This is a genomic window from Micromonospora parathelypteridis, assembly GCF_014201145.1.
Classification (GTDB): Bacteria; Actinomycetota; Actinomycetes; order Mycobacteriales; family Micromonosporaceae; genus Micromonospora; species Micromonospora parathelypteridis.
On sequence record NZ_JACHDP010000001.1, the window covers coordinates 5,053,617 to 5,079,819 of the forward strand.

At 68.7% G+C, this 26,203-nt stretch carries 32 protein-coding genes; 17 read left to right on the forward strand and 15 right to left on the reverse strand.

Annotated features, from left to right (window positions below; all coding sequences use genetic code 11):
- Window positions 1–33: 33 nt before the first annotated feature.
- The 3 genes from HNR20_RS22850 to HNR20_RS22860 all read left to right on the forward strand — a co-directional run bounded on the left by HNR20_RS22850 (window position 34) and on the right by HNR20_RS22860 (window position 3,020).
- The gene (locus HNR20_RS22850) at window positions 34–609 is read left to right on the forward strand and encodes a TetR/AcrR family transcriptional regulator (protein WP_184183298.1); all 576 of its coding nucleotides are present in this window, start codon (window positions 34–36) and stop codon (window positions 607–609) included.
- Between the two features lie 104 nt (window positions 610–713).
- Window positions 714–1,970, forward strand: coding sequence for an MFS transporter (locus tag HNR20_RS22855; protein WP_221309886.1), 1,257 nt, complete (start codon window positions 714–716; stop codon window positions 1,968–1,970).
- Between the two features lie 87 nt (window positions 1,971–2,057).
- Entirely contained in the window at window positions 2,058–3,020 is a 963-nt protein-coding gene (locus tag HNR20_RS22860) for an NADP-dependent oxidoreductase (RefSeq protein ID WP_229687372.1), read from the forward strand.
- Here HNR20_RS22860 and HNR20_RS22865 read toward each other — a convergent pair whose 3' ends face one another.
- Window positions 3,021–3,470, reverse strand: coding sequence for a winged helix-turn-helix transcriptional regulator (locus HNR20_RS22865; RefSeq protein ID WP_184183300.1), 450 nt, complete (start codon window positions 3,468–3,470; stop codon window positions 3,021–3,023).
- 114 nt (window positions 3,471–3,584) lie between these two features.
- Between HNR20_RS22865 and HNR20_RS22870 the strand changes: the two genes are divergently transcribed.
- The 4 genes from HNR20_RS22870 (at window position 3,585) to HNR20_RS22880 (ending at window position 6,257) form a co-directional block, all read left to right on the forward strand.
- Window positions 3,585–4,433, forward strand: a complete 849-nt coding sequence (locus HNR20_RS22870; protein WP_184183303.1) for an enoyl-CoA hydratase/isomerase family protein — start codon at window positions 3,585–3,587, stop codon at window positions 4,431–4,433.
- Between the two features lie 37 nt (window positions 4,434–4,470).
- Window positions 4,471–4,605 carry a hypothetical protein gene (locus HNR20_RS32430; protein ID WP_260321873.1) on the forward strand — a complete coding sequence of 45 codons (135 nt, stop codon included), beginning with the start codon at window positions 4,471–4,473 and terminating at the stop codon, window positions 4,603–4,605.
- Window positions 4,606–4,684: 79 nt separating this feature from the next.
- Complete coding sequence (locus tag HNR20_RS22875) at window positions 4,685–5,518, forward strand: TIGR02452 family protein (RefSeq protein WP_184183306.1); 834 nt, start codon at window positions 4,685–4,687, stop codon at window positions 5,516–5,518.
- A 130-nt stretch (window positions 5,519–5,648) separates the two neighbouring features.
- Window positions 5,649–6,257 carry a DinB family protein gene (locus tag HNR20_RS22880; protein WP_184183308.1) on the forward strand — a complete coding sequence of 203 codons (609 nt, stop codon included), beginning with the start codon at window positions 5,649–5,651 and terminating at the stop codon, window positions 6,255–6,257.
- A gap of 63 nt (window positions 6,258–6,320) precedes the next feature.
- Here HNR20_RS22880 and HNR20_RS22885 read toward each other — a convergent pair whose 3' ends face one another.
- Together HNR20_RS22885 and HNR20_RS22890 are read right to left on the reverse strand one after the other, a co-directional pair.
- Window positions 6,321–7,067 (reverse strand): mycothiol-dependent nitroreductase Rv2466c family protein, encoded by a 747-nt coding sequence (locus HNR20_RS22885; protein WP_184183311.1) that lies wholly within the window; start codon window positions 7,065–7,067, stop codon window positions 6,321–6,323.
- 97 nt (window positions 7,068–7,164) lie between these two features.
- On the reverse strand, window positions 7,165–8,370 hold the full coding sequence (locus HNR20_RS22890; protein WP_221309887.1) for an MFS transporter: 1,206 nt from the start codon (window positions 8,368–8,370) through the stop codon (window positions 7,165–7,167).
- A 110-nt stretch (window positions 8,371–8,480) separates the two neighbouring features.
- Here HNR20_RS22890 and HNR20_RS22895 point away from each other — a divergent pair, with 110 nt between their 5' ends.
- Both HNR20_RS22895 and HNR20_RS32940 read left to right on the forward strand, forming a co-directional pair.
- Window positions 8,481–8,834, forward strand: a complete 354-nt coding sequence (locus tag HNR20_RS22895) for a MerR family transcriptional regulator (RefSeq protein ID WP_184183314.1) — start codon at window positions 8,481–8,483, stop codon at window positions 8,832–8,834.
- A gap of 217 nt (window positions 8,835–9,051) precedes the next feature.
- Window positions 9,052–9,192 carry a MerR family DNA-binding transcriptional regulator gene (locus HNR20_RS32940; protein ID WP_221309888.1) on the forward strand — a complete coding sequence of 47 codons (141 nt, stop codon included), beginning with the start codon at window positions 9,052–9,054 and terminating at the stop codon, window positions 9,190–9,192.
- 42 nt (window positions 9,193–9,234) lie between these two features.
- On the opposite strand, the gene HNR20_RS22905 is transcribed toward HNR20_RS32940, so the two are convergent.
- Window positions 9,235–9,582, reverse strand: a complete 348-nt coding sequence (locus HNR20_RS22905) for a hypothetical protein (RefSeq protein WP_184183317.1) — start codon at window positions 9,580–9,582, stop codon at window positions 9,235–9,237.
- Window positions 9,583–9,848: 266 nt separating this feature from the next.
- Here HNR20_RS22905 and HNR20_RS22910 point away from each other — a divergent pair, with 266 nt between their 5' ends.
- Complete coding sequence (locus HNR20_RS22910; protein WP_184183320.1) at window positions 9,849–11,270, forward strand: glycoside hydrolase family 6 protein; 1,422 nt, start codon at window positions 9,849–9,851, stop codon at window positions 11,268–11,270.
- A 215-nt stretch (window positions 11,271–11,485) separates the two neighbouring features.
- Window positions 11,486–12,298: a hypothetical protein gene (locus tag HNR20_RS22915; RefSeq protein WP_184183323.1), complete on the forward strand. Its 813-nt coding sequence runs from the start codon at window positions 11,486–11,488 to the stop codon at window positions 12,296–12,298.
- A gap of 19 nt (window positions 12,299–12,317) precedes the next feature.
- Here the strand turns inward: HNR20_RS22915 and HNR20_RS22920 are convergent, their stop codons facing one another.
- The 5 genes from HNR20_RS22920 to HNR20_RS22940 form a co-directional block, all read right to left on the reverse strand.
- The gene (locus HNR20_RS22920; protein WP_184183326.1) at window positions 12,318–14,420 is read right to left on the reverse strand and encodes a hypothetical protein; all 2,103 of its coding nucleotides are present in this window, start codon (window positions 14,418–14,420) and stop codon (window positions 12,318–12,320) included.
- Window positions 14,421–14,569: 149 nt separating this feature from the next.
- Window positions 14,570–15,244 carry a cytidylate kinase family protein gene (locus tag HNR20_RS22925; protein WP_184183329.1) on the reverse strand — a complete coding sequence of 225 codons (675 nt, stop codon included), beginning with the start codon at window positions 15,242–15,244 and terminating at the stop codon, window positions 14,570–14,572.
- Window positions 15,201–16,481, reverse strand: coding sequence for an MFS transporter (locus HNR20_RS22930; protein ID WP_184183332.1), 1,281 nt, complete (start codon window positions 16,479–16,481; stop codon window positions 15,201–15,203). Before HNR20_RS22930 ends, HNR20_RS22925 begins: the two co-directional genes overlap by 44 nt.
- A gap of 69 nt (window positions 16,482–16,550) precedes the next feature.
- Window positions 16,551–17,075 carry a hypothetical protein gene (locus HNR20_RS22935; protein WP_184183335.1) on the reverse strand — a complete coding sequence of 175 codons (525 nt, stop codon included), beginning with the start codon at window positions 17,073–17,075 and terminating at the stop codon, window positions 16,551–16,553.
- A 46-nt stretch (window positions 17,076–17,121) separates the two neighbouring features.
- Complete coding sequence (locus HNR20_RS22940; RefSeq protein ID WP_184188835.1) at window positions 17,122–18,243, reverse strand: FAD-dependent oxidoreductase; 1,122 nt, start codon at window positions 18,241–18,243, stop codon at window positions 17,122–17,124.
- A gap of 28 nt (window positions 18,244–18,271) precedes the next feature.
- On the opposite strand from HNR20_RS22940, the gene HNR20_RS22945 reads away from it, so the two are divergent.
- The gene (locus tag HNR20_RS22945) at window positions 18,272–18,997 is read left to right on the forward strand and encodes a TetR/AcrR family transcriptional regulator (RefSeq protein WP_229687371.1); all 726 of its coding nucleotides are present in this window, start codon (window positions 18,272–18,274) and stop codon (window positions 18,995–18,997) included.
- A 102-nt stretch (window positions 18,998–19,099) separates the two neighbouring features.
- Here HNR20_RS22945 and HNR20_RS22950 read toward each other — a convergent pair whose 3' ends face one another.
- On the reverse strand, window positions 19,100–19,918 hold the full coding sequence (locus HNR20_RS22950) for a serine hydrolase domain-containing protein (protein ID WP_260321874.1): 819 nt from the start codon (window positions 19,916–19,918) through the stop codon (window positions 19,100–19,102).
- Window positions 19,881–20,348, reverse strand: a complete 468-nt coding sequence (locus HNR20_RS22955) for a cupin domain-containing protein (RefSeq protein WP_184183344.1) — start codon at window positions 20,346–20,348, stop codon at window positions 19,881–19,883. Before HNR20_RS22955 ends, HNR20_RS22950 begins: the two co-directional genes overlap by 38 nt.
- A gap of 115 nt (window positions 20,349–20,463) precedes the next feature.
- Between HNR20_RS22955 and HNR20_RS22960 the strand changes: the two genes are divergently transcribed.
- Entirely contained in the window at window positions 20,464–20,934 is a 471-nt protein-coding gene (locus HNR20_RS22960; RefSeq protein WP_184183346.1) for an RrF2 family transcriptional regulator, read from the forward strand.
- Between the two features lie 14 nt (window positions 20,935–20,948).
- Here HNR20_RS22960 and HNR20_RS22965 read toward each other — a convergent pair whose 3' ends face one another.
- Together HNR20_RS22965 and HNR20_RS22970 are read right to left on the reverse strand one after the other, a co-directional pair.
- Window positions 20,949–21,611, reverse strand: a complete 663-nt coding sequence (locus tag HNR20_RS22965; RefSeq protein WP_311736879.1) for a response regulator — start codon at window positions 21,609–21,611, stop codon at window positions 20,949–20,951.
- On the reverse strand, window positions 21,599–22,759 hold the full coding sequence (locus tag HNR20_RS22970) for a sensor histidine kinase (RefSeq protein ID WP_229687370.1): 1,161 nt from the start codon (window positions 22,757–22,759) through the stop codon (window positions 21,599–21,601). The genes HNR20_RS22965 and HNR20_RS22970 overlap by 13 nt, the downstream gene beginning before the upstream one ends.
- 130 nt (window positions 22,760–22,889) lie before the next feature.
- Here HNR20_RS22970 and HNR20_RS22975 point away from each other — a divergent pair, with 130 nt between their 5' ends.
- From HNR20_RS22975 to HNR20_RS22990, 4 genes are all read left to right on the forward strand, one after another.
- Window positions 22,890–23,291, forward strand: coding sequence for a DUF6069 family protein (locus tag HNR20_RS22975; RefSeq protein WP_184183352.1), 402 nt, complete (start codon window positions 22,890–22,892; stop codon window positions 23,289–23,291).
- On the forward strand, window positions 23,288–23,761 hold the full coding sequence (locus HNR20_RS22980) for a hypothetical protein (RefSeq protein WP_184183355.1): 474 nt from the start codon (window positions 23,288–23,290) through the stop codon (window positions 23,759–23,761). The genes HNR20_RS22975 and HNR20_RS22980 overlap by 4 nt, the downstream gene beginning before the upstream one ends.
- Before the next feature lie 101 nt (window positions 23,762–23,862).
- A complete protein-coding gene (locus HNR20_RS22985; RefSeq protein WP_184183358.1) occupies window positions 23,863–24,444 on the forward strand; it encodes a CGNR zinc finger domain-containing protein in 582 nt (193 codons plus the stop codon).
- Between the two features lie 102 nt (window positions 24,445–24,546).
- The gene (locus tag HNR20_RS22990) at window positions 24,547–24,810 is read left to right on the forward strand and encodes a hypothetical protein (protein ID WP_184183361.1); all 264 of its coding nucleotides are present in this window, start codon (window positions 24,547–24,549) and stop codon (window positions 24,808–24,810) included.
- Between the two features lie 51 nt (window positions 24,811–24,861).
- Here HNR20_RS22990 and HNR20_RS22995 read toward each other — a convergent pair whose 3' ends face one another.
- Window positions 24,862–25,302, reverse strand: a complete 441-nt coding sequence (locus tag HNR20_RS22995; RefSeq protein ID WP_184183364.1) for a hypothetical protein — start codon at window positions 25,300–25,302, stop codon at window positions 24,862–24,864.
- Window positions 25,303–25,378: 76 nt separating this feature from the next.
- Window positions 25,379–26,131, reverse strand: coding sequence for an MBL fold metallo-hydrolase (locus tag HNR20_RS23000; protein ID WP_184183367.1), 753 nt, complete (start codon window positions 26,129–26,131; stop codon window positions 25,379–25,381).
- Window positions 26,132–26,203 lie beyond the last annotated feature (72 nt).

Genomic DNA, 26,203 nt, shown 5'->3' on the forward strand with positions numbered 1-26,203 from the left:
TAGGCGACGCGATTTCACGAGGGGAGGCTGGCCGTGGCTCGACAGAAGGAGTTCGACCCGGAGGTCGTCCTCGATCGTGCGATGACCCTGTTCTGGGAGCAGGGCTACGAGAAGACCTCGATGCAGGAGCTTGTCGCCCAGATGGGCATTCACAAGCGCAGCATGTACGACACGTTCGGCGACAAGCGGGCCTTGTACCTGAAGGCGCTGGACCGCTACGCGGACACGGTGGAGCGTGGCAACCTCGAGGCCGCCGAGCGGGAGGTCAACGCCCGGGCCGCCCTGCGAGGGCTGTTCGAGTCGGCTTTGGCCGATGTCGGGCAGCGGCCAGCCGGCTGCCTGTCGGTCAACTGCGCCACGGAGCTCGCCCTGCGCGATCCCGACGCGGCGGCACGGGTGGGAAAGAGTTTCGAGCGCGAGCAGCAACTCGTGTTCGACCTCGTCCGGCGCGGCCAGGAGGCGGGCGAGATCACCGAAAGTCATGATCCGCGCGGTCTGGCGTTATCGCTGTTCAATGCCTGGGTTGGTCTACGGGTCAGGGTCCGCACCGGCGTGCCGCGCGCACAACTGCAGCAAATGGTCGAGGACATGCTGGCCATGCTCGACTAATTTTTTTTTGTCCTCATTCTGCACCGATCGTTCCCAAGTTATGAGTGCGGTCCGTCATGAACGACCGATGGCGCCTGACTTGCTGATCAAAGGAGGAGTCCGTCTTGACACTGGCCGACCCATACGTTGCACCAACCCCGACCAGAGGGTCCTGGGCCGCCGTGGTGGGCATCGCCCTCGGTGCGTTCGCGCTCGTCGTCACCGAGTTCCTACCGGTCGGGCTGCTTCCCGACATGACCCGGGAGTTCGGTGTCTCCGAAGGAACCGCTGGGCTTGCGATCACTGCCACAGCCCTGTTGGGCGCCATCGCCGCACCACTCACCACCATCGTGATCGGCCGGCTCGACCGTCGGGCGGTCCTGCTCGGCTTGACGGGCCTCCTCGCCGTTGCCGGCGCGATTTCGGCGATCGCGCCACAGTTTGCAGTGCTCATCGTCGGCCGGGTTCTGCTCGGCGTGGCGGTGGGAGGTTTCTGGGCGGTCTCCCTCACCGCGGCGGCAAAGCTGGTGCCGCACGATCGGGTGCACACCGCATCGTCGCTGGTCCTCGGCGGCATCTCCGTCGGCGCCGTGGTCAGCGTCCCAGCTGCCTCCTTCATCAGCGCCCACTACGACTGGCGGATTGCCTACGGGGCGGCCACCGCACTCGCGGTCGTCGTGTTCCTCATCCAGCTCGTGTTGCTTCCGAGGATTCCCATTGACCGGGCGGTGGCGGCGGACCACTTCCGTCAGCTGCTGGCGATGCCCAAGGTTCGGGCGATCCTGCTCACCGTGGTGCTCATCGTCGGCGGCCACTACGCGGGCTACACCTTCATCACCCCGTACCTGGAACAGCTCACCGGACTTCGGACGAACTCACTGAGCATTCTCCTACTTGCCTACGGCGTGGTCACCGTCGTCGGCACGTTCATCGGTGGAGCAATGGCCGCACGCCACCGGCAGCGCGCCGTCCTGGTAACCACGGGCGTGTTCGTCGTCTCGATGACCACTGTGGCGGCCTTCGCGCACAACGCCACAGTCACCACGCCCGCCGTACTGGCGTGGGCTCTCGCAATCGGTATGGCGCCGGTCTGCACCCAGTTGTGGCTGTACGCGAACACGACCCGGTTCGTCGAAGCGGCACAGGCGATGAACACCGGCGTCTTTCAGCTGTCGATCGCCCTCGGTTCACTCCTCGGTGCGGTGACGGTCGACCTCGTCGGCCTCCACAGTGCCATGTGGTTCGGCGCGGCCGCGCTGGCACTAGCCGTCCTCGTCGTCCTCGCCGTCGGGCGGGTGTCCCCGGACGACGAGTCCGATCGCCAGCACGGCACCGAAGCGCGCAGTCCCGCGGCGACCGGGGAGCCGGCGAATTCGCCGTAACCATCTCTGCGGCACCCAACTGTCAAGCAAGCGGCCGCCCCTCTCCAGAGGGCAGCAGCACAACCACAGACCAGAGCGAGGAAACACATGGCACTCCTTCACATGAAGGCCGTCACCCAGCACGTGTTCGGTCCGCCGGACGTCCTGCAGATCAGCGATGTTCCGCGGCCCCAGCCGCTTCCCACCGAAGTGCTCGTACGAGTGCACGCAGCAGGTGTGAATCCCATCGACTGGAAGACGCGGGCTGGACACGGTCTTCCTGGCATCGGCGAGCCACCGTTCATCCTGGGCTGGGACGTCTCCGGCGTCGTTGAAGAGGTGGGCTTCGGTGTGCACACCCTGCGCGTCGGTGACGAGGTGTACGGCATGCCGTGGTTCCCGCGCCAAGCCGGCGGCTACGCCGAGTACGTCACCGCTCCGGCACGCCAGTTCGCCGCCAAACCCACCACGCTCGACCACGAACACGCGGCGGCCGTGCCGCTCGCCGCCCTTACCGCCCGGCAAGCCCTCGCCGACGCCGCCCGCATCACACCCGGCCAGCGGGTACTTGTACACGCGGCTGCTGGCGGCGTAGGCCACCTTGCGGTCCAGGTCGCGAAACACATGGGTGCTCACGTCATCGCTACCGCACGTGCCGCAAACCACGACTGGCTACGCGACCTCGGTGCCGACGAACTCATCGACTACACCGAGGGATCCTTCGAGGAAGCCGTGAACGACATCGACGTCGTTCTCGACCTTGTTGGTGACGCCACTGACAGAACCAGCATCCGATCGCTTGACACGCTGCGCCCAGGCGGACTGATCATCCCCATTCCGGGAGCGTCTGCCGAGCTCATCGCAGAAGCGGGCCGCCGCTCGCTCACCGTGACACCATTCCTGGTGGAACCGGACGGTGTTGCGTTGGCCAACCTCGCACGGATCATCGACGCTGGAGAGCTTCATGTCGAGGTGCAGAAGATACTGCCGCTCGCTCATGCCCCCGCGGCGCACGTCCAAGGCGAACAGGGGCACAACAAGGGCAAGCTTGTGCTGAGGGTCGTGGACTGATTACACAGCGACGAAGGTCACGTCGTCGAGAGCGACGGCCCTGCCGCTCTCATCGGTGAACGCCACTTCGAGTTGCTGGCCCGTACTGCGGCTGCGGCGCTGCGCGCTGGGTCCGGTGGCCGGTGCACAGTGCTGATCGCCCCACTGCTGAAGCGCGCCGAGGACGATCCGCAGTTCCTCGCCCGCGGGCGTGAGGTGGTACTCGTACCGAAGGCGGTGACCCGGCGCCTGATACGGGTGCTTGTTCATGATGCCGGCCTTGACCAGGGTGGACAGGCGATTGCTGAGCAGGTCGGTGGAGATCTCTAGCGCGTCGCTGAACTCCCCGAACCGGGTGCTTCCCGACAAGGCCTCGCGGAGGATGAGGAAGGTCCAGCGTTCGCCAACAATCTCCAGGCTGCGGGCGATGGAGCAGACCGGGTAGTTCTGATCATGCGTCACCTTCTTCATGGGGCCAGAGTACATCTAACTTGTTATTTCAAAGTCACGTGCTAACTTTGAACTTCAAAGTCAGGCATTGGCCTCCACCTGAGCGCCGATACCCGTGAAGCAACGGAGATCCACATGCCCCAGATCCATGTACGCCAGCACAGCGCCGCCTACTGGAGCGCGACCTTCGACAACGGTCCGGTCAACCTCATGGACCCGGACACGATCTACGAACTCGACGCCCTCGTGTCACGCCTGGAGACCGATCCCGACGTGCAGGTCGTCGTCTTCGACAGCGCCAACCCCGACTACTTCATCGCCCACTGGGACCTGGCCGCCGACCCGCAAACCGTCGTCGGCATGGCGACCGAAAGCTCGAAGCGGCGCGGCATGCACCCGTACACCGATGTTTTCACCCGGCTGAGCCGGCTGCCCGTCGTCACCATCGCCTCGGTGCGCGGACGCGTCCGGGGCGCGGGCAGCGAGTTCATCCTGGCTTGTGACATCCGGTTCGCCAGTCGGGAGCGCGCCGTCCTTGGACAGTTCGAGGTCGGGTTGGGTGCCGTACCCGGCGGCGGCACGACGGCCTGGCTGCCTCGCCTGATGGGACGGGGCCGCGCGCTGGAGGTGCTACTGGGCGCTGACGACTTCCCAGGCGACCTGGCAGAGCGATACGGGTACGTCAACCGGGCCCTGCCTGACGGCGAGTTGGACGAGTTCGTCGACCGCTTCGCCAGGCGGATCGCCGGCTTCGACAAGCAGGCGATCGTGGAGACGAAGGCGCTGGTCAACCGCGCCGGCCTGCCGTCGGACGACGAGTTCGTCGCCGCCCTCGACGGCTTTTTCGCGTCCGTCTCCCGCCCCGGCACCCAGGCCCGCGCGGCAGCGTTGTTCGAGCTCGGATTGCAGCAGCCGGGCGATGGCGAACTCCGGCTTGGTCATCACGTAGCGCAGTACGAGGAAGGCGCCGGGGCGCAACGCTAACCGGCCCTTCAGGTGAACAGGGCCGCCGAGTTCCGCGGTGGCCCTGTTCACGGTGCTGCCGATGTGCCAAGGGTCGGCGAGCAAGCGCGACCAGAGCGGCACGGGCCGGGCGCTGACCACCGCCGGCGAGTGGCAGCCGATGGCGAGCTTCTCAGCCGACGGACATCACTAACCCGGTTGCCGGTTGGGGCGGGACTGCCTAGCTTGCTCATCGTGGAGAACAAGGGTCGTAGCGCAGACATGCGCGCCGGGTGAGCGGTCGTCTTCGCGAGATTGCCCGACAGACGGTTGAAATCGCCGATTCGGGTCACTATCGCAATGGCGCCGGTGACGAGGTCGGCATCGGCGAGCTGGTACGTGCTGCAGTCGCCGGCACTCGTCTCCACCTGCCGGACGAGGTGCCCGCGGTGGGAAACGCGGAGCCCGGCGGAGGCCGGGTGGAGGTGACGTACGAGTCGACGTTGCAGGCAGCTCGTCGGCTGGCGCCCGCAGCGGCCTGTCTGGTGTTCGCCTCGGCGAAGAATCCGGGTGGTGGGTTCCTGGGTGGAGCGAAGGCGCAGGAGGAGAGCGTCGCCCGTTCCTCGGCGCTGTACCCGTGTCTCCTTGCCGCCCCGGAGTTCTATGCGTTCCACCGCGAACAGCGGGACCTGCGGTACAGCGACCGCGTCATCTTCTCCCCGGACGTGCCGGTCTTCCGAGATGACAAGGGCAATCTGCTCGACCAGCCGTACACGACGTCGTTCCTGACCGCTGCGGCGCCGAACCTGGGCGCGATCCTCCGCAACCAGCCCGAACACGTTGCGGACGTACCGGCGGTGCTGGCCCGGCGTGCTCGCCGGGTGCTGGAGGTCGCGGCCGCGCACGGACATCGGACGTTGGTGTTGGGCGCGTGGGGATGCGGCGTGTTCCGCAACGATCCCGCTACGGTCGCCGACGCCTTCGCCTACGCGCTGCGGGAGGTCGATCGCTTCGACCACGTGGTGTTCGCCATCCACGACAATCTGCCGGGAACGCCGGTGTATCGCACGTTCGCGGAACGCTTTGACGACCGGAACGCTCTCACCGACCCGAACCGCGAGAGCTGAACTACGTCCTCGGGACCGCTGCCGTTCGGGGACAACAGTTGGCAGGCCGTCCGAATGCCTGTTGTACGGGGTTCTCGCTCTGAGGTCCGCGAAGTGCTTTGCTCGCTGTCGGATGGCAAGCTCATGTTCCATGATCGATGATTTCGCGAAGGACTGCCTGCACGGCCGACTCAAGGGGATCCGGGAGACACTGGTCTGGAAGCTCGACGGCCTGTCCGAGTACGACATCCGGCGTCCCCTGACAGCGACGGGGACCAACCTCCTCGGCCTGGTGAAGCACATGGCGACGTTGGAGGCCTGGTATTTCGGTGAGGTCTTCGGCCGACCGTCCCCGGATGCGCTGGGACGATGGCAGGACGCGGACGGCAGCGACCTGTGGGTGACCCCGGGCGAGACCCGCGAACAGATCATCGGCTTCTATCAGCGTGCCTGGGGGCACGCGGACGCGACGATTCAAGCACTTCCCCTCGACGCGCCCGGCCACGTGCCGTGGTGGTCGCGGCCGGACGTCAAGCTGTTCGCCATCATGATCCACGTCCTTCAGGAGACCACCCGGCATGCCGGACACGCCGACATCCTGCGTGAGCAACTCGATGGGCGGACTGGGCTGAGGCCTGAGTACGAGGAGCAGATCGACGCGGCCGCCCGCGAGGCGTACCGGATGAAGGTCGAGCGGGCTGCGCTGGAAGGGGCGGGCGGCTCGCGTCATGCCGGCCGGTCCGACACGGATGGTGCATAGCGCCACGTCGCAGAGCTGCTGCTCGCGTGTCGGCTGGAGCCGGTAGAGGGAACGACCGGGTGCCTACTTCTTGAGACGCCGGCTTCCGGCGTGCCAGTCCTCGACCTTGCCCGTCTCCTGCGCGGTGACGCCGAACGACGGCAACTGTGGCTGCTCGCGCAGGCTGCGCTTGAGCTCGGCAAATCCGGGGAACTGGGCGAGGCCGACGACGTGGTCCCACAGCTCTGCGGCCTGCTTCTCGTCGGGCAGCCGGCTGATCACCGGCCCGAAGAACGCGGCACCGTCCGGCGGTTCGAAGTGCACGATCGGCGTGCCGACGTCCTTACCCGTCAGCGACAGCGCCTCGTTCGACTCCGCTTGGATCTCCACGTCACGGGACGTGTCGTCGAGGAACTCGACCAGCGAGTTCGGCAGGCCGGCCTCGGTGAGCGCGGCGGTGGCGAGTTCGGGAGCACCTTGCCAGCCGGGCTCCCGGCCGTCGTCGGTGCCCACCTCAAAAATGTGGGCACCGTACGCGGCGTAGAGGGGGTCGATCGCCTCGCGACCGTGCTTCTCACGCACCGCCGAGGCCATCCGCAGCAGCCGCAGCCCCGCCGTGTGCTGGGCTTCATACTCTGGCGGGAAGTGGCTGTCGTAGTCGATGTGCGAGTTGATCAGGCGCAGCGAGATGAACCGCCAGTCGACGGTGTAGTCACGTTGTGCCTGCACGATCCTGATCCACTTGCTGGTCATCCACGCGAATGGGCAGATCGGATCGAAGTAGAAGTTGATGTCAGCGGTTCCGGCTGAGCCCGCGCTTCCAGATCTCATGTGTGTGACCTTCCCACTCATTCTTACCGACAATCGTGCGCTGCTAGCTGGCTTGGTCGGGAGGCGCGCACCGCCACCGGATGCGCGACGGACAGTTCTAGTCACTTCCCGGGCGTCGGGTTGGGAAGGCGTGACGGCGGGCGAGGATCACCACGAGCACGGTCGGCACCAGGAGCACGACCGCAGCGATGAGGAGCGAGTGCGACCCGAAGCCGGCTAGAACCGCACCGCCAACAAGTCCGCCGAGGCCGATCCCCAGGTTCCAGGTCGTCACCATCGACGGCTGGGCCACGTCAGCGTGCTCTCCTGCCGCCCTCATCAACGCCGACTGCAGCAGGGTGGGCGCGCCCCCGAACGCAAGTCCCCATGCCGCGACCGTGACGTAGTCGACTACAGCGCTGGAACTGGCCACGGTCAGCACTGCCGCGGCTGCGGCGAACAGCCCCGTACCGACCAAGACCAGTCGACGGTGGTGCCGGTCGATGAAAACGCCCGTGAGCCAGATGCTGACGATCGAGGCGATGCCGAAGTCGAGAAGGATCCACTGGACATGATCCGGCAGGCCGGCGTCGGTGAGAATGGGCGCGATGTACGTGTACAGGATGGCGTGCGCGAGCACGAATGCTCCCGTCACCACGAGGACCGTACGGATGCCCCGCAGTTTCAGGATGTTGCGCAGGGGAATCCGGTCCTCGGCCTTCTGGCCGGCGAAGTTGGGCAACTTCCGCGCGGTCCAGATGATCAGCAGGGCGGTAAGCGCCGAGGCGAGGCCGAAGGTGAGCTGCCACCCGACCGCCTTGCCGAGATACGCGCCGACGGGCACGCCGAGAGACAGAGCTACCGGGGTGCCGGCGAAGGCGAACGCCATCGCCCGGCCTTTGAGGGCGGGGCCGACCAGACGTGCCGCGTACCCACCGAGAAGGCTCCAGACAACTCCGGAGGCGGCACCCGCCACGAATCGGGCAACCATCGTGACCGAGATGTTGAGGGACAGGGCGGTGACGAGATTGGCGATCACGAAGCCCACCAGCGCTGCCAGGAGCAGGTGACGTCGTGGCCATGTGGCGGTGGCCAGCGCGACGGGGATCGCCGTCAGCAGCGTTCCCGCTGCGTAGATCGTGACGGTCTGACCGGCTACGGACTCCGAGACTTCGAGCGCCTGACTCATCTGCGGCAGCACGCCGGCCGGTAGCGCTTCGGTCAGGGTGGTGATCAATCCGGCGGTAAAGAGCGCGATCAGGGACGGGAGTGGCAGACGTTCCTTGGGCGACGTCTGCGGAACGTCCAGATGGGTGGTGGACACGGGTCATTCCTCATCTAGTGCAGGTCTCAAGCCGCCACTGCTGCGGCGGCGTAACCATGCTGTAACCTTCACATCAATGTGATGGCAAGGGTGCTGTGAGGGCGGTCTCGTTGAGGATCAAAGAGTTGTCCGAGCGGGCTGGCGTGTCGCCGCGGCTCTTGCGTTACTACGAGGAGCAAGGCCTGCTCAGTCCCAGGCGCGAGGAGAACGGGTATCGCGACTACGACGAGGCCTTGGTCGAAAGGGTCGAGCAGATTCGCAGTCTGCTCAACGCAGGCCTGACGACAGAGATCATCAGGGAAGTGCTGCCCTGCCTGGCCGAAGCGGCGATCTCGCAGTATCCCGCCCCGGACTTCGTGAGCCGGGTTCAGCGGGAACGTGACCGGATGGCGGAGCGTCTCGACAGCCTGACCAAGAATCTGCAGGCCATCGACGCGTACCTGGACGCCGTCGCCCAGAGGTAGCTCAGCCCAGGTCGTCGTGGCAGCAGCGCTCCTGGCCGCGGCCCTCCCGGGCGTCGAGTACCTACAGCACCGCCTCGCGGAAGTACCTGACAAAACGAGCGTTGAACTGCGCCCGACGGCGCCGAACGTCGGTCAACTGCACCGATCCCTACCTCCGGGTGGGGTGCGACCGGACCCCGTCGGGGGTGGAAGACGGATAGCCCTCTGGCGAAGGTCGGTGTCTGCCCTAGGACGGCCCAGAGGAACGACAAGGCTGGATATCGCCGAAGTCGCCGAGCGGACCGGGATGACGGCATCGGCGCTCAGGTTCTACGAACGGCGTGGACTGATCGCTCGGCACGCCGGCGGACGACCGTAGACGCTGCGGGCCGCCGCCCGACCAGCCGAGACGTGCGCAACGTCAGGTCTTGTTGAGAGTGACGCAGTAAATCTGGCCGAGACTGATCAGCCATGCACCGTCAGCGGAACACTCCGACACATCGCGCGCGGTTCGGATGATCTCGGCATCGTGGGCAGTTTCGCAGCCGACCACCCTCGCCCGACCGCTCACCTCGCGGAGTCCATCAGTCGCGACGATGCTCGTGTCGTCACCCACCTGGAAGCAGGTGCCGACGTGGAACGAACCGGAATGCTGGTCCCAGTTGCGGACGCCAAAGGTCACGGCCACCCCGACCAATACCGCGGCCAGCGCGACCAGCCATGCGATCCGCCGTCGGCGGGGCTTGTTGACCCCCGTGTCGTCAGCCATTGCCACCCCTCCCGTTCGCCGCAGCGCTGAGACTAGAGCAGGGTGCGAGCCTGCGGTGTACTGGCTGATCATTTGGATCCATGCCGTTGCGAGACCGATAGGCGCGGCCTCGGCCCCGCGTTCACGCGTGTGCCTTCACGCGCAGACGCGGCCGCTGAATCATCGACAAGTCTCCACGTCTTGGCAGCGGCGCGTGCCTCCGCTACCGTCCATGGGAACGCTCCCATGAACTTAGATACATCTATGCAATCCGGAGGTAACACGTCGTGCCTACCCTCTCCTCGCTCCGCCGCAGATCGGCGGCCATCAGCGTGGCGGCCGTCGCGGGCGCCACCGCGGTCGGCGTCTGCCTCGCCGTCGGCAGTGCCTCCGCCGGCACGCTGTCCGGGTCGCTCTACCGCGACCCGAGTTCGGCGGTCGTCCGCTGGGTCGCCGCCAATCCCGGCGACTCGCGTACCGCCGTCATCCGTGACAAGATCGCGAGTCAGCCGGCGGCCCGCTGGTTCGCCAACTTCAACCCGTCGACTGTGCAGTCCGAGGTCTCCGGGTTCATCGGCGAGGCCAACGCGGCGCAGCAGATCCCGGTGCTGTCGGTCTACGAGATCACCAACCGCGACTGCGGCGGGGCCAGTGCGGGTGGGGCGCCGGACCTCAACCAGTACCAGACGTGGGTGTCCAACTTCGCCAGAGGGCTGGGCAACCAGACCGTCATCATCGTCCTGGAAACCGACTCGCTCGCTCTGCTGACATGTCTGAGCAGCAGTGAGATCAGCGCGCGCAACCAGGCGATCACGACGGCCACCCAGACCATCAAGTCGGCCAACCCCAACGCCAAGGTGTACCTCGACGGCGGCCACTCCACCTGGAACAGCGCGGGCGAGACGGCCAACCGGCTCCGCGCTGCCGGCGTGCAGTACGCCGACGGCTTCTTCACCAACGTGTCGAACTACAACTCCACCTCCAACGAGGCGAACTTCGGCCGGGCGGTCATCTCCAACCTCAACGGCATGGGCATCTCGGGCAAGCGCCAGGTCATCGACACCAGCCGCAACGGGGGTGCCAGCGGGGACTGGTGCGGCGACGACAACACCGACCGGCGCATCGGGCAGTACCCGACGACCAACACCGGCGACAGCAACATCGACGCGTACCTTTGGGTAAAGCCGCCGGGGGAAGCGGACGGCTGCCGCTACACGGCCGGTTCGTTCCAGCCCGACCTGGCCTACAGCCTGGCCAACGGCGTGCCCAATCCGCCCACCACCGCGCCTCCGACGACCGTCCCGCCGACGACCGCTCCTCCGACCACGGCCCCGCCGACCACCGCGCCGCCGACCACGGCTCCTCCCACCACCGCGCCGCCGACCACGGCTCCCCCCACCACCGCGCCGCCGACCGGTAACGGTTGCTTGGCGTCGGTGGCGATCAACCAGTGGTCCGGCGGCTTCACCGCGAGCGTGACGGTCACCGCCGGCTCTGCGGACATCAACGGCTGGACCGTGACCGTCACGCTGCCCAGCGGCGCCGCCGTCACCGGCGTATGGAACGCCCAGGCCAGCGCCACCAGCGGAACCGTCCGGTTCACCAACGTGAGCTACAACGGACGCGTCGGCGCGCGGCAGTCGACCAACTTCGGCTTCCAGGGCACCGGCACCGGCCCGGGCGCGACGGCCACCTGCGCCGCCGGCTGACCCCACCCGAGGCCACGGCCCGGCGCGGAGGCCCACTCTCCGCGCCGGGCCGGGCTGGCGGTGACCGGTCGGGCCAGCGACGGCCGGACGGCGGTGAACTCCCGGAGCCGGCACGATCGTTTGGACGGCGGCGGGCGTCGGCGCGGGCGCAATTCCCTGCAGCAGTTCGGATGGCCGTGGCATTATCGTGCGCCATGTGGGCCGACGACCCGAGGATGACTCTGCCGTTCCGCTGGAACCTGGTGACGCCGGATCGGCTGGGTTCGCTCCTGGACGCCGACTGCCGCCCCGACCTGTGGTTTGCGGCAGAGTTGGTGGATTGCTCGGCCCGGGTGTTGGCCCGTTCCGGTGGCGGCGGGTTGCACTTCGTCGGACGCTCGTTGGATTCGATGTACGACCTGCTTAGTGGAGTGCTGGCCGAGGATCCGAGGTTGATGCGGTTGCCGTTCAGCAGGTCTTCAGAGGTTTGGGTGCCGTGCGATGAGTGGCGCGAAGAGGCTCGCGTCATCCTGGCTCGATGTGGCGTGACGCCGTTCCGCCTGGCCCGCACCAGCGACCCGGTCTCGTTCGTCGACATTGTGTCCACCGGAAGAACGTTCGAGAGCCTGTACTCGCTGCTCCGCGACTGGGTCGAGGAGCAGCGGGAGCCGTGGGACGTCGTACGCCGAAAGATTCGTTTCATCGGCGTCGTCGCCCGCGGCAAGACGAGTCCGAAGACGCGACGTTGGCAGCAGCACGCGGGCTGGACCACGGACTTGCCGTCCGGCGCGGTCAGCAACGTGTCGATGGATCCGTCGCTGTATTCCTATCTCGCGGATCGGCAGGTGAAGCTGACAGCTAGCTTCGGTCCGAGCCTTCGCGAGGAGGTCGGAATCCGACGCGACAGCCGCACGCGATATGCCTTGGCGGAGGCGGTCGCATTGGTGGCCCACGGCCGACGCCCCGAAACCCTGGCGACGTTGATCCGGAACCTGTCGACTCAGAAGCCATACCCGAAGAAGTGGCTCGCCACGCTCAGTCGAGCGTGACACTGCGTCGTGTCGAGGGTTATCGGTCGGCGCGGCTGAGGGTGCGGCTGATGGCCGGGACCACGGCCAGCACGAGGGCATAGCCGAGAATCTGCAGGCCCAGCGCAATCGCGTAGTTGGTACCGGTGAGAGTGACGCCTTCGCGTACGCCGAAGGGCGCGGTTGGCACGGTGGCGTCCAGGGCGAGGAGCAATGCGTTGGCGTTGGCGTTGCTGGTGGGTGTTTTGGGCGCGACGTCGTGTAGGAGTGCGGCGCCAGTGACGACGGCGGCGACCAGCCAGAGAAAGGCCCGCCAGGGCACATATCCGTAGCCGGAGAGGGCGTCCACGAGCCAGCCGGGGATGCGCCAGGCAAAGGCGAGCAGGGGGCGCAGGTAACGCGGTGTCCGCCAGGTGCCGGGAGTGATGCGGCGGCGGGTGCGCTGTTTGGCCAACAGCACACGCCGGGCGTCGCGGTCGTGGCCGATGCTGCGGTAGTAGGCGGCGAGCTGCTCATAGGGCTGGGGGTGGAAGCCGCCAGGGTCGCGGCGTAGCCAGCTGATTCGGTGGCGTACCGGTGGATCGGGGTCAGGGTCCAGGTCGGTGTACGCGAGTCCGGTCAGCAGCATGGGCGCCTGGTTCAGCGCGGGAGCAATGTCGAGGACGCCCAGGCGAGCGTTGGCCAGGTCGATCCGCCCGTCGACCAGTGACGGCAGCCGTACGTACGGACATTCGACGCCCTCCAGATCCAGAGCGAGTCCGTCGGTGTTGGTCAGGGTGGCACCGGTGAAGGCGAGTTGGCTGCCAATACGCGCGCCGAGGAGTCGTATCTGGCCGGTGGCGGTGAACCCGTCGCTGCAGAACAGTTCTTGGTCGACCGTGAGCCGGTCGGCGCTGAGAGCGTTGCCGTCGGGGTTGGTCAGGGTGGCGTCGGTGAAGGAGAGCTGACCGTGGATGTGCGCGCCGAGGAGTCGTATCTGGCCGGTGGCGGTGAACCCGTTGCTGCAGAACATGCCCTGGTCGACCGTGAGCCGGTCGGCGCTGAGAGCGTTGCCGTCGGGGTTGATCAGGGTTGCGCCGCTGAATGAGAGGTGGCCGCCGATGTGCGCGTCGATGAGGCGTACCTGGCCGGTGGCGGTGAACCCGTCGCTGCAGAACATGGCCTGGTCGACGAGGAGCCCGTCGGCGCTGAGAGCGTTGCCGTCGGGGTTGGTCAGGGCGGCGCTGGTGAAGGAGAGTTGGGCGCTGATGTGCGCGCCGATGAGGCGTACCTGACCAGTGGCGGTGAACCCGTTGCTGCAGAACATGGCCTGGTCGACGGTGAGCTGGTCGGCGCTGAGAGCGTTGCCGTCGGGGTTGGTCAGGGCGGCGCTGGTGAAGTCGAGTTGGCCGCCGATGTGCGCGCCGATGAGGCTTACCTCGCCGGTGGCGGTGAACCCGTCACTGCAGAACATGCCCTGGTCGACAATGACCCCGCCGGCGCTGAGAGCCTCGCCGTCAGGGTTGGTCAGGATGGCGCCGGTGAAGTCGAGTTGGCCACCGATGTGCGCGCCGGGAAGGCCTACCTCGCCGGTGGCGGTGAACCCGTCGCAGCACAACATGCCCCGGTCGACGATCAGCCCGTCGGCGCTGAGAGCGTTCCCGTCGGGGTTGGTCAGGGTGCCGCCAGCAAGGGAGAGGTAACCGCCGATGTGCGCGCCGATGAGATGGGTCTCGCCACAACACATGCTCAGACGGAACGATACGGAGCCGCGGGCCTGCCAGTCGCGTCCGGTCAATCCCGGCAAGCGCGTCCTGTAAAACGTCGTCGGCCCAGAGCAGGCGCCGGTGAAGTCCGGCGGTGCATCCACCCAACAACGGCTGAGGACAAGCTCGCATTCGGTGTCGCCGCCATCGATGTCCAGCTCACCGATGACCCGGGCGCCCGTCAGCGCAACCCGGGCGACGTAACCGGCCTCCTTGTCCTGGATGCCGAGCAGCAGGCGCGCGATCACCTCGCCGCGCACCTGGCGATCCTCAGACCAGGTGTCGGGGTCGAAGTCCTCGGCTGTGGGATCGCCATCCCCCAGATCCACCACGGTGCCGCGGGGGAACGCGTCCCACAGCGAGCGCTCAGCGTCGTTGAGCAGGTCCGATCGCTGCATGGCCACCCTCACAAAGCGCGTGTGTCGCGAGTCGGCTCGGCGGTACCGTGGCGGGAGCCTCTGGCGTCAGCTTCCAGCTCCTCCTGCCACCGCTCATTGACGAGCATGCTAGGCCCCACTAGCAACGGCGCTGCCCTGCTGGAGGGTCGTCACTGTGCTCGGCTCTCCCAGACCGGCTGCTGCGGCTCGTCGTTGTGCACGACGATGTCGACGTGATCGGTCGGGCGGACCTTGGCGAAGTAGAGCTGTTGGGAAGGGATGTAACGCTCGCGCCAGCGCCGTTCGACGTCGGCCCGAGATGACACGCGGCGTTCTCGGATCACGGCACGATCCACGGTCGTCTCGAGCGCGGTCGATACGAAGATGCGCAGATCCCACCGATCAATCAGTTCCGGGCGCATGAGGAAGACGCCGTCGAAGATCAGCACGGCGTCGTCGGGGGCAGTCGCGATCGGCGGGGACGACGCGGTATCCGTTGTGCGGTCGTAGACAGCGTGTTGGAAGCGTCGATCTCCGCCCGGGCCGAGCGGGTCGAGCAGAACCCGGTTCAGCGCGTCGTAGTCGTGGGCGTCGAAGTAGCATCCCTCGGCCGAGTACTCGCCGCGTGGGTAGCGCTGTGCCCGGGGGAAGAGGAAATCGTCGATCGTGGCGCGGATGACGGCACGGGCCTGTGTGCGCAGCACGGCGGCCAGCTCGTCGGCGAGGGTGGTCTTGCCTGCGGCGGGTGGTCCGTCGATGGCAACCCGCGTCGGGTGTGCGACGGTGACGGAACGGACTGCCTCAGCCAGGCGGCCGAGCAGCACGTTGCGGGTGGCTTGCTCCATGTCCTGCCCGTCCTGGTCTCGCGAAGGTCGCTGTGTCGAGCCGCTCGTGCAAAGGCGATGCCGTGCGGGCGGGTGTGGCGGCGCGGCCCCGCCGTGCGTCCAGGGCGAGCAGCGTGAGGGCAGCCAGCGTCAGCAGTCCGCCGACGAGCGCCAGCGGACGTGCCCCCGAGATGGGCAGGAGGGCACCGCCGAGCAGTGACCCGCCGGCAATGCCCGCGTTGAAGGCCGTGCTGACGCCGGCCGACGCGATGTCGGTGCTGCCCGGAGCCAGTTGCAGCATCCGGCTCTGCACGGCCGAGCCGAACGCCGCGTAGGCGAGGCCGATCCCGGCGATGAGCGCGACCGCGCCGGGCCGGAGCGCGCCGAGCGCGTACATGCCGAACAGCGCGGCGGTGCCGATGCTCAGCGGCGTCAGCAGGGAGGCGATCGGCCGGGTGTCCAGGGTCCGGGCCGCGGCCAGGGTCCCGACGACGCCGGCGGCGCCGGCGACGAACAGCAGCGGCGCGAGGACCGCGTCGGCGAAGCCGCTGACGTCGAGCAGAAACGGTGTGACGTAGGTCTGCAGGGTCATGAAGCCGCCGATGCCGAGGGCGGTGGCGATCAGCAACACGGCGAAGCGCCGCCCGTCCGGTGCGGTGCCCCGGGCGGCGCCGCCAGCCGCCGGGGGATAGGAGGGAAGGAGCACGTGCACCGCGGCGGCGATCGCCAGACCGACCCCGGCCAGCACCGCGAACGCCACGCGCCAACCGGCTTGCTGCCCGATCCAGGTGCCGAAGGGTACGCCGAGCACCGGGGAGAGCGTCGCCCCGGTTGCGAACAGCGCCACCACCCGGCCGCGTACCGCGACCGGGAAGGGCCCGATCACGGTCGCCGCGGCGATGGACCAGAACAGCGCCTGGGCGAGGGCGGTCACGAGACGGGAGCCGGCCAGCACGCCGTACGTCGGCGCCAGCGCGGCGGTGGCGTTCGCGGCGGCGAACAGGAACATCGTGCCGCTGAGCAGGTGACGTCGGGGGATCCGCTGGGTCAGGCGGGCCAGCGGCACCGACGCCACCACGACCACGACGGCGTACCCGGTGACCAGCAGGCCCACCTGCGAGCGGGACCGGTCGAGATCGGGTGCGATGTGGGTCAGCAGCCCGACGGGCAGCAACTCGGTCGTGATGAACGCGAACGCGGCGAAGGAGAGCGCGACGAGCACGGCCCTGGCCCTTCGCGGCGACACCTCTGGCGCCATGGCCCACCCCCATTCATGGCCACCGTAATCGAGGGTCCGACCCCGCAGCGCACTGCCATTCGGCCTCGATCACTGCTTGCGGCGTAGCTCGCGTAACACGCCGTGCCGGCGCACGGCCCACGCGAGACGCAGGACGCTCGGGTGCCGCACGAACAGCACCGCCGCCCGGCGGATCAGGCCGAACCGGTTGTCGCTCACCTGGTTCTCGATCGCCTGCCAGATCAGCTCGCGCACCTTGGCGCTGTCCAGCACGGCCCGGATCTCACGCCGTACCGCAGGATCCTCGGCCGCCGAAGCGATTGCGGCAGCCTGACCCGGCCGGTCCGCAAGCGGCTCCACCGCCGCCGCGACGAGTGGCCTGCGCACCTCGTCCTGCTCCAGCAACAGCAACACGGCTTTCCGGATCTCGACCGTGTCCAGGCCGGACCGCAGCAGGCTCAACAGGCTGCGCTCAACCTCGCGGTCATGATCCGGGACGGACAGCGTGGCCAGCAGCACCGCGATCTCATCGAGATCGATGAGGTGTCGCAACCCGGTGCGGAACTCCGGCAGTCCCCACGCAACCTGCAGACCCTTGACGAGATTGCGGTTCATGAGCCATCCGCTACCCGGAAGCGACAGCCGGCGAAACCCCCGCGACCTATCCGAACGACGGTTCGGCGGGCTGGGCCGTGAAGAAGCGGACGATGTCTTCCGCCGCGGTCGGGGACAGCATCATCGCCTGGACTCGTGCGGACATCTCGGCGATCGGGTGGATCCTGGCGAACATCCCCTCCTCGTACGCCCGGATAGCCGAGTCCGGGTCGTCGGGGTTGGCGGCGAGTCGGCTGGCGAGTTCGGCGCCGTCGAGCATGGCCTGGTTGGCACCCTCGCCGACCGGCGGCATGAGGTGCGCGGCGTCGCCGATCAGGGTGACGCCGGGCCGGCTGGCCCAGCGCGTACCGATGGGCATCGTCTCGATCAGACGCGGCGTCGGCGCGCTGTCGCTGGCCTCGATGAGCGCGGTGAGGCGTGGGTCCCAGTCACCGAACATGTCCAGCAGGGCGCGCTTGTTGCGGTATGTGTCGATGGGGCGATCGTCTGCGCGCAGCGAGATCCCGACACGGAGGCTGCCGACGCCGAGGCGTTGCGCTGCCAGGATCTGGTTCACGCCGACGCACCACAGGTTCCCGGGGCCGACCAGCTCAGCGAGATCGGGGTGGCGCCGGTCGACCTCCTCGATGTGCAGCTCGACGAGAGTGGCCACATGGGACAGTTCAACGTCGGCAAGCAACGACCGGACGACTGAGCGCGCGCCGTCCGCGCCGATGAGGATGTCGCAGCTGGCTCGGTGGCCGCCATCGAACGTCAGGTCCCAGCCCTCGTCAGGTCGTGGAGTAGCCGCGACCAGCCGGCGCTTCCAGACGACCATGTCGTCCGGGAGGGAGTCGAGCAGAAGATCACGCAGTACGCTCCGGTCGATCTCGGGACGTCCGGAGAATGAGCCAGGTTGCGGCTCATGGTGTACCAGGGTTCGTCCGGTCGGGTCGAGGATGCGATGTTCCTCGCCCTCGGGCCGCGCCTCCGATCGGAACCGGCCGCCGAGACCCGCCTCGGCCAGGGCCCGCTGCCCCGACTCCGGGTGCAGGTCGAGCGAGCCGCCCTGTCGCCGCGCGGATCGGCTCGCCTCGCGCTCGTACACCACCGCATCGATGCCGTGTCGATGCAGGACCCGGGCCAGCGTCAGCCCGCCAAGACCGCCACCAGCGATCGTGATTCCCATGCTCACCCCGTTACCGTACACTGTATTTGTGGATACACCGTACGGTAGCGAACCGTTGCCTGTTTGGGAACGGCCCGAGCCTCAGCCGCGGGCCGCGCCGGTGCCGTTGAGCCGCGAGAAGATCGCCGCCACGGCGATCCGGCTCGCCGACGCGCACGGCCTCGACGGCCTGTCGCTTCGAAAGATCGCCAAAGAGCTCGGCATCGGGCCGATGCGGCTCTACGACTACGTGACCAACAGATCCGAGCTGCTCGACCTGATGGTCGACGTCGTCTACGCGCGGATCGCCGAGGTTGGCCAGCACTCCGGCTGGCGCGCCACGGCGCTGGCCATCGCCCACGCCACCCGCGATGCCGCCCTTGAGCATGAGTGGTTCTCCGACCTGCTCGGCGGAAGGCCACACCTGGGACCTCACTCGCTCGCCGTGGGCGAGGCGACCGCGGCCGCGCTGAGCCAGGCGCCCGGCGTGCGCGGCATCGACGATCTCCAACGGGCCGTGGGCGCCCTCAACGCCTTCATCATCGGAGCGGTCCGCAGGGAGGTCACCGAGCGACGTACCGCCCGGTCCACCGGCACCGACGAAGCCGCCTTCCAGGCCAGCCTCGGTCCCTATCTCACGCGCATGTTGGAAACCGGCAGGTACCCCACCATCGCCCGGCTCGTCATCGACGGCGCCCACCTCAACGCCGAGGAGACCTTCGACCACAACCTGGCCATCGTCTTGGACGGCATCACCAGCCGACCCCGCACGTGACCGCCGGACCCGCCGCCGAGCAGACCACTGCCCCGGTCGACGACGTCGCGAAGATCTCGCCGTCGACCGGGGTAGGTCGAACCACCGCTTTCCGGTAAACCGTCAGCCGCAGATCAGGTCGTCGAGCAGTGCCATCTCCCGCTCTGTGATCGCCGTTGCCCGGTCCGGGTCGGCCAGTTCGGTGGCCAGGTACAGGACCGTCGAGCGGTGCCCGTCCGGGGTGACCGCGGTGAGGGTGCTCATCCCGGGCATGGAGCCGACGTGCGCCCAGGAGCCGCCGCACCGGTTGGGTATCCACATGATGCCCAGCCCGTAGCGGATGCCTGGTCGGATCCCCTGGAACCCATCGGCCAGCACGGTCTGGCGCAGCGCGGCCATCTGTCCGGGCCGCAACAGCTGGCCGCGCCCGACCGCCTGCCAGAAGCGGGCCAGGTCGGTGGTGGTGCTGACCAGGCCGCCGGCCGAGGCCGTCACGGTCGGATTGAAGACGGTCGTGTCGACCAGCGGCCCGTCCGGCGCGAACTGCCGGTACCCCTGGGCGTGCGGCTGAGGCAGGGTCGGCCGGTCGCCGGGGTAGAACGTGTGGGTCAGTCGCAGCGGCATCAGGATCCTGGAACGCACCTCGATGTGCCAACGGTTTCCGGTGACCCGTTCGATGAGCATCCCGGCCACGAGGTAATTGGTGTTCGAATAGCTCCACTGTGTACCGGCGGCGATCAGTGGTGGGTGCAGCATCGCGGCCGCCACCAACTGCGTCTCGGTGTAACCGCGCCGCCGTCGCCCACGGCAGCGCACACCCGGTGGCCGTGGTCCTCGATCAGCCGGGCGAGCCCTGCTCGGAGCCCACACCGACGTGCAGCCACTGCCTGCTCCTTTAAGGTCGTCAGCCCTGTCGGCTCGTCCAGACCGGGCTCTCCACATAGTGGTTGTCGTAGCGGTCCTGGGTCTCGCCAACCTCCTGCCAGGTGGCTTCGCCCTGGTGCACCTTGTCGAGCAGCCGGTAGTAGTCGAACCGGGGCTTGCCGGGGGTGATCACAACGAGGAAGTCGGCGTCCTGGCCGTCGGCGGGGGCGAAGGCGTGCGGGGTGCTCGGCGGGACGAAGAGCGTGTCTCCCTTGTGCAGGGTGTGCAGTTCGTCGCCGACGAGCATTTCGAGGGCACCGTCGAGCACGAAGAACAGCTCGCCCGAGCCGGTGTGCAGGTGCGGCGGAGCGCCATCGGTGCCGTTCTTGAGCAGGGTGCGGTTGCTGGTCAGGGCGCCGCCGGTGTGCTCGGGGTCGAGGAGCAGCGTGATCACGCTGGCCGGGTCGCTGTCGAGAACTTCGGCCTGGGCTGCGCGTACCAGTGTCATTGTCGGCTCCTTCGGTGTTCGTTGATTCCTAGACACTAGGTGTCCAGAATCCCTGACGCTAGCGATCATGGCATCTGTCACAAACTCTGGACATGTAGAGTCCAGGATTATGCGGATGAGCCAGGGCGTCGAATGGGCCCTCCACACGTGCCTCAACCTGAGCTGGCTGGACGCCCCGGTGCCAACCAGCACCCTCGCGGCGTTCTACGAACTGCCGCCGGCTTATCTGAACAAGCAGCTCCAGGCCCTGGTCCGGGCCGGGATCCTGACGTCGACCTCGGGGCCACGCGGGGGCTTTCGGTTGGCCCGGGCCCCAGGGGCGGTCTCCCTGCTGGACATCGTGACCGCGATCGAGGGCCCGGAGGAGCTGTTCCAGTGCGACCAGATCCTCAGCAAGGGGCCGGGGGAGCACGCGGGCGTCGACTATCGACAGTCCTGCGCGTTCGCCCAGGCCATGCGGGGTGCCGACCTGGCCTGGCGGCGGGAACTGGCCGGCAGGACCGTGGCTGACGTTCGGGCCGACGTCGAGCGCGGGCACCCGGAGGCCCCGGCCAACACCCGGGCCAGGATCGTGGAGCTGCGCTAGCGCCGGGGATCCGGTCAGGCGAGCCGGGCGTCGTGGGCGAGCAGCGCGATCTGGGTACGGTTGTCGAGATCCAGCTTGGTCAGGATGTGCGAGACGTGAGCCTTGACCGTGGTGACGCTCATCAGCAGCTCGGTGGCGATCTCGGCGTTGGAGCGTCCCTGCGCGATCGCCAGCACGACGTCGCGTTCCCGGGGCGTGAGCAGGGCCAGCCGGTCGCGCGCCTGCAGTGAGGACTCGGCCCCGGACGCCACCCGCTGCATGAGACGGCGCGTCACGCCCGGCGACAGCATCGGGTTGCCGGCCGCGACGGCGCGTACCGCCAGGCTGATCCGCTCCGGCGGGGTGTCCTTGAGCAGGAAGCCGCTGGCGCCGGCCCGTAGGGCCCGCACCACGTGCTCGTCGGTGTCGAACGTGGTGAGCACGATGATCTCGGGCGGCCGGTGGCGGCGGCGCAGGCGCTCGGTGGCGGTGATGCCGTTGACGCCCGGCATCCGGATGTCCATCAGCACCACGTCGGGCAGGTGCCGGTCCACCGCGGTGATCGCCGCACCGCCGTCGGCGGCCTCGCCCACGACGACGATCCCGTCGGCGCCGTCGAGCATCATCGTCAGCATTCCCCGAACGAGGGGGTCGTCGTCGACGATGACGACCCGGATCGGGTCCGTCACGTCGGCCACGGCAGCCATGCGGTGAGGTGGAACCGACCCGAGGCGTCGATGTGATGGGTGACGCGACCACCGGTGAGGGCGGCCCGTTCGGCGAGACCGATCAGGCCGGCTCCGCCGTCCCCGGTGGCACCGCTGTCGGGCGTGGTCGGGTTGCTCACCGCGATGTCCAGACCGGACCCGGGTGTGCCGCCGAGAGCGAGCCGGACCGGCTGCCCGGCGGCGTGCTTGCGGGCGTTGGTCAGCGCCTCCTGTGCGATTCGGTAGGCGGTGCGGCCGACCGTCGGGGGGAGGTCGACCGGCGGGCCGAGCGGGTCGTCGACCTCGATCTGCTGTCCGGCGGCCCGTGCCTCCTCGACCAGGCGCGGCAGGTCGGCGAGGGTCTGCCCGGGTGGTGCGTCCGCCGGCGACTCGGTGTCGTCGCTGCGCAGCAGCGTGATGACCTCGCGCAGTTCGTCGAGGGCGTGGTGTGCGCTGGCGCGGATCACCCCGGCGGCGGCGCTGAGCCGCTCGGGTGGCGCGTCCGGCCGGTACTCCATCGCGCCGGCGGCCGCCGCGAGCAGCGAGAGCCGGTGCGCCAGCACGTCGTGCATCTCCCGCGCGATCCGGCTGCGCTCGGCCGCCCGCGCCTCCATGACCCGCCGTTCCTGCTCCTGCTCAGCCCGCCAGGCCCGGTCCCGCAGTGCGGCCAGCAGGGCGTGCCGGGCCTGCGCCCAGGTGCCCCAGCCCAGCAGGGCCGCGTAGGCGGCCGTCATCAGCACCAGCCGCCACGCGTACGGCAGGCTGGGCATCGGCCGCCAGATCGCCTGCACCGCCTCGCCTGCCACGCCGATCGCCGCCACCGCCGCAGCCTGCCGGAACGGCCGGTTGCGGGCGGTGAACAGCACCGCGAAGCTCGCCACCGGGGTGACCACCGGCGACAGCGCGACCAGCAGACCGGCCAGCACACCACCCACCTCCGGGCGGCGGGCAACCAACGGGACGAGGGTCAGGGCGGCTACCGCCAGCGCGACGTCGGCGCGGATCAAGAGGGTGGAGCTGGAGCGGGTGGCAGACCACAGCACGGTCGCGACGAGGAGACCGATCGCCACGGTCGAGACACCCACCGGGGCGGTACGCCACGCCCGCGGTGGGCCAGCATCGCATGTCGCCGCGTCCACCAGCGCAGGCTACTGGGCTCGTGGCGGGCCGGACCACCTCCTTTGGTAGTACCCGGTGCTGCCAACGGATGTAGCCGCTGTGGCGTCTGGACCGACGTGCCCGGCCCGGCCGGGTCCGCAGACTCAGGGCATGACGAACAACCTTCTCCTGCGTCGAGCCGCGGTGGCGGCCGGCGCGATCCTGGTGGCGACGGCCGAGTTCGCGATCCTGCACTCGGCGGCCGACGTCGACCTGGCGGCCAACTCCGGAAACTCGACCCGGCAGATTGCGGCGGCCGCGGTCGTCGTGGCCGCCGCGGTCGCGGCACTGGCCGGTTGGGCGCTGCTCGCGGTGCTGGAACGGCTGACCAACCGGGCCCGTGTGTGGTGGACCTCGATCGCGGTCGCGGTCCTGCTGCTGTCGCTCCTGGTCGGGCCACCGAGCGGCGTCGGCGGGGGAGCGAAGGCGACTCTCGCGCTGCTCCACCTGAGCGTCGGCGTCGTCCTCATCCTCGGCCTGCCCCGGGCGCGCCCGGAGAGGCTGAACCGATGACCGCGCTGACCGTACGAAAGCAGGACGGGGTCTTCGTTCTCGACTCCGGTGCCGGGGGTTGCGCCTCGCTGCGTACCGGCTGGACCTGGCGGCGCGGCGAGATCCGCACCGGCGCGGGCCTCTGGACGGTCGCGCCGACCGATCGCCGGCGCATCGGGGTCACCGCCCAGACCGAGCACGGCGTGGCGGTGCGGCTCGACCCGCTCCGGTCGCACGTGCCGGGGCCCGGCGGGGTGGCGCGCTGGGCGCCCGGTCGCTGCGGCGGTGAGCTGGTACGCGACGGGCACCGGATCGCGGTGCGCCTCCCCGGACGGCTCGGCGGGCCGATCCGCGTCGACGTCACGGGCGTTTGGGCCGAGGTGGAGTTGGTGACGCTGACCGCCTGCTTCGCACTGATGAGTCGCCGGCGGCAGCGCACCTTGAACACCATGGCGGTGATCAGCATCGCCACGCAGGGCCCCGTAGGTTGACGCGGGCACCCAGGGCGCTTGGGGCCGCCGTGTCCAGCGGGCCTGGGCGTCACTGTAAAGGCCTTTGTCGCCTAGGCCATGTCGAGGGTAGTGTGTGGGGCATGGCCACGCACGAGAGCCAGGACACGGCCGACCCGCGGATCCCCGCGCCGGCCGCGGCGATCGTGGACCTGCTCAACTCCCGGCCACACGCCACACCGGCACTACCGGACACCCTCGACGATCCCCGGCAGGCCGGCGCGATCCTCAGCCCGTTCGATCCCACGGCGGAGGACGCCCCGACCCCCGTCCGACTCGAGCGGGTCCGCGCCGTCCGTGATCACCTGATCGCGGTGTTGGCGGCCGACACGCCGGCGCGAACCGCCCAGGCCTGGACGATGGTGACCGAGCAGGGCAACGAGCTCACATTCCGGCAAACCTTCACGCCGGACGGGCAACCACAGCTACTGCAGGTGTCCGGCGATCCGGTCGTGGGCCGGATCGTGCTCACCGTCGCCGAACTCGTCAACGCGAGCACCTGGTCGCGGCTGCGCATCTGCGGTAACGACATGTGCTCCCGCGTCTTCTACGACACGACCCGCAGCCGCACCCAGCGCTGGCACTCCTACGAGATCTGCGGCAACCGAACGAACGTCGCCGCCTACCGGGCACGCGCCCGCGGATCCCGCACCAGCGGCGATTAGCTCGACACCGTGGCCGTTCGTGTCGGGCGGCAGTCAGGGTGACGCGAACGAGCACCGTCCGGGATAGCCTTGCCGTATATGGCTACCTATCGCAGTGCATCAGTGCTTCTCTCCGCAGACGGCACCAGGACCCCGGGGACTGCCGCGCTCTTCGCCGAGCCCGCCCGCAGGGGTGGGATCCCTCCGTGGGCAGGTGACTTCCGACCCGCCAACAGCGCCGGCAACGGCCCCAAGAACGCGGTCGGGAAGACCTTCACCCTGGAGTTGCCCGACGGCAGCACCGGCAAGGTCGTGGTCCAGAGCCTCAAGAGCGGAAAGGGAGGCGTCGTACTGGCGTTGATGGGCGAGGACGCGCCCCCCTTCTGATCGCCACCCGGCCGATGTCAATGCCTTCGGCCCCGCCGACAGGGCCACCGGTCAGCGACGGCCGGTGGCCAGGGCGACGAGATACTGTCCGCCGCCTGTGTCGACGCTCGCGGTGACCGGCAGCCCGGGCACCAGCCGGGAGAACCGGTCTACCAACCAGTCCGCCGCCTCCTGGGCGTCCTTCTTGCTCGGACAGCGGGCGACCAACTCGCGGCCACCCTTGCGTTCGAGCCGCTCGGCGACGGTGATCAGCGGCGCGGGCTCCACCACATGCAGATGGTCCGGCCAGGCGATGACCACCTTGACCGCGCCCTTGCGGGTGTTGCAGGCACGGTGCGCGAGTCGCTCGGTGACCTTGGCCTTCTTGTCGGCGGTCCGGCTGTCGACGCTGGGGCCACGCGGGTCGTTCACCGACCTGTCGGCGTCGACCGGCTCGTCGCACACCCAGCATCGCCAACTGTCACGACTCGCGACGTCATCGAGAAGACTCATCCGAGCAAACTAGCCTGTCAGCCTGGGCACCGGCGTTCTGGCGTACGCATCGGCCCTGGGGTCCGGCGAGTCCTCGTCAAACGGTCGCCGAGTCGCCGGGCCGCAGGTCGACGAGTACGTCCGCCAGGCCCGCTTCCGCGAAGGCACGCACGACGTCGTCGGCACCTTCGGTGTAGTGCCCCCAGCCGTCCTGGTGCACCGGCACCACCGCTCGGACGCCGAGCAGGGCCGCCGCCCGTGCCGCCAGTTCCGCGGTCAGGGTGAGGAAACCCTCGCCGCGTACCGCGATGTAGGCCGCGCCGAGGTTGAGGATCGCGATCTCTATCGCCGGGAACCGTTCCGCGACGACCGCCACGACATCCACCGAGGCGTTGTCACCACTGACGTAGACGGTCGGCCAGCCGCTCGCCTCCAACACGAACCCGATGACCGGGCCGTTGACCACGCCGATCTCCGGTGTGCCGTGCAACGCCGGAACCGCCGTGACGCGAATGTCGCCGACCTGGGTGTCCTCGAACGGCCGCAGGCCGATGGCGCCGGGACCGAGTTTCGGGAACCCCGCCGCGGTGGTGAGCACGCGCGGGGCGCGTCGCGCGTACTCGCGCCCGGAGATGTCGAGGTTGTCGATGTGGTGCTCGTGCGAAACGAGCACCACATCGACCTGGTCGAGGTCCTCAGCGGCGCTTGGTCCGGTCAGCTTGGTCGCGGTGACCGGCCCGCTCTGGTACGTCCGTGGTTCGTCGAACGTCGGGTCCAACACGAGGCGGGAGCCCGCGTAGTCCAGGACCGCCGTCGGCCCGCCGATGACGCGTACGGTCGGCTTGTTCATGTTCTTCTCCCTGGTTCCTGCGCGCGCGCAGGTGTCGGCGTGATCGTGTCGCCGGGCTACCGGTGGTCGTCC

What these genes read in the sequence shown, in the direction of transcription:
- HNR20_RS22885 (WP_184183311.1), bottom strand. Translation starts at nt 7,067, where the DNA reads ATGAGATCTGGAAGCGCGGGCTCAGCCGGAACCGCTGACATCAACTTC.
- HNR20_RS22960 (WP_184183346.1), top strand. Translation starts at nt 20,464, where the DNA reads ATGAGCCAGGGCGTCGAATGGGCCCTCCACACGTGCCTCAACCTGAGC.
- HNR20_RS22860 (WP_229687372.1), top strand. Translation starts at nt 2,058, where the DNA reads ATGGCACTCCTTCACATGAAGGCCGTCACCCAGCACGTGTTCGGTCCG.
- HNR20_RS22955 (WP_184183344.1), bottom strand. Translation starts at nt 20,348, where the DNA reads ATGACACTGGTACGCGCAGCCCAGGCCGAAGTTCTCGACAGCGACCCG.
- HNR20_RS22975 (WP_184183352.1), top strand. Translation starts at nt 22,890, where the DNA reads ATGACGAACAACCTTCTCCTGCGTCGAGCCGCGGTGGCGGCCGGCGCG.
- HNR20_RS22880 (WP_184183308.1), top strand. Translation starts at nt 5,649, where the DNA reads ATGATCGATGATTTCGCGAAGGACTGCCTGCACGGCCGACTCAAGGGG.
- HNR20_RS22980 (WP_184183355.1), top strand. Translation starts at nt 23,288, where the DNA reads ATGACCGCGCTGACCGTACGAAAGCAGGACGGGGTCTTCGTTCTCGAC.
- HNR20_RS22935 (WP_184183335.1), bottom strand. Translation starts at nt 17,075, where the DNA reads ATGAACCGCAATCTCGTCAAGGGTCTGCAGGTTGCGTGGGGACTGCCG.
- HNR20_RS22920 (WP_184183326.1), bottom strand. Translation starts at nt 14,420, where the DNA reads ATGCAGCGATCGGACCTGCTCAACGACGCTGAGCGCTCGCTGTGGGAC.
- HNR20_RS22985 (WP_184183358.1), top strand. Translation starts at nt 23,863, where the DNA reads ATGGCCACGCACGAGAGCCAGGACACGGCCGACCCGCGGATCCCCGCG.
- HNR20_RS23000 (WP_184183367.1), bottom strand. Translation starts at nt 26,131, where the DNA reads ATGAACAAGCCGACCGTACGCGTCATCGGCGGGCCGACGGCGGTCCTG.
- HNR20_RS22905 (WP_184183317.1), bottom strand. Translation starts at nt 9,582, where the DNA reads ATGGCTGACGACACGGGGGTCAACAAGCCCCGCCGACGGCGGATCGCA.
- HNR20_RS22925 (WP_184183329.1), bottom strand. Translation starts at nt 15,244, where the DNA reads ATGGAGCAAGCCACCCGCAACGTGCTGCTCGGCCGCCTGGCTGAGGCA.
- HNR20_RS22865 (WP_184183300.1), bottom strand. Translation starts at nt 3,470, where the DNA reads ATGAAGAAGGTGACGCATGATCAGAACTACCCGGTCTGCTCCATCGCC.
- HNR20_RS22870 (WP_184183303.1), top strand. Translation starts at nt 3,585, where the DNA reads ATGCCCCAGATCCATGTACGCCAGCACAGCGCCGCCTACTGGAGCGCG.
- HNR20_RS22915 (WP_184183323.1), top strand. Translation starts at nt 11,486, where the DNA reads ATGACTCTGCCGTTCCGCTGGAACCTGGTGACGCCGGATCGGCTGGGT.
- HNR20_RS22940 (WP_184188835.1), bottom strand. Translation starts at nt 18,243, where the DNA reads ATGGGAATCACGATCGCTGGTGGCGGTCTTGGCGGGCTGACGCTGGCC.
- HNR20_RS22950 (WP_260321874.1), bottom strand. Translation starts at nt 19,918, where the DNA reads ATGTGGAGAGCCCGGTCTGGACGAGCCGACAGGGCTGACGACCTTAAA.
- HNR20_RS22930 (WP_184183332.1), bottom strand. Translation starts at nt 16,481, where the DNA reads ATGGCGCCAGAGGTGTCGCCGCGAAGGGCCAGGGCCGTGCTCGTCGCG.
- HNR20_RS22995 (WP_184183364.1), bottom strand. Translation starts at nt 25,302, where the DNA reads ATGAGTCTTCTCGATGACGTCGCGAGTCGTGACAGTTGGCGATGCTGG.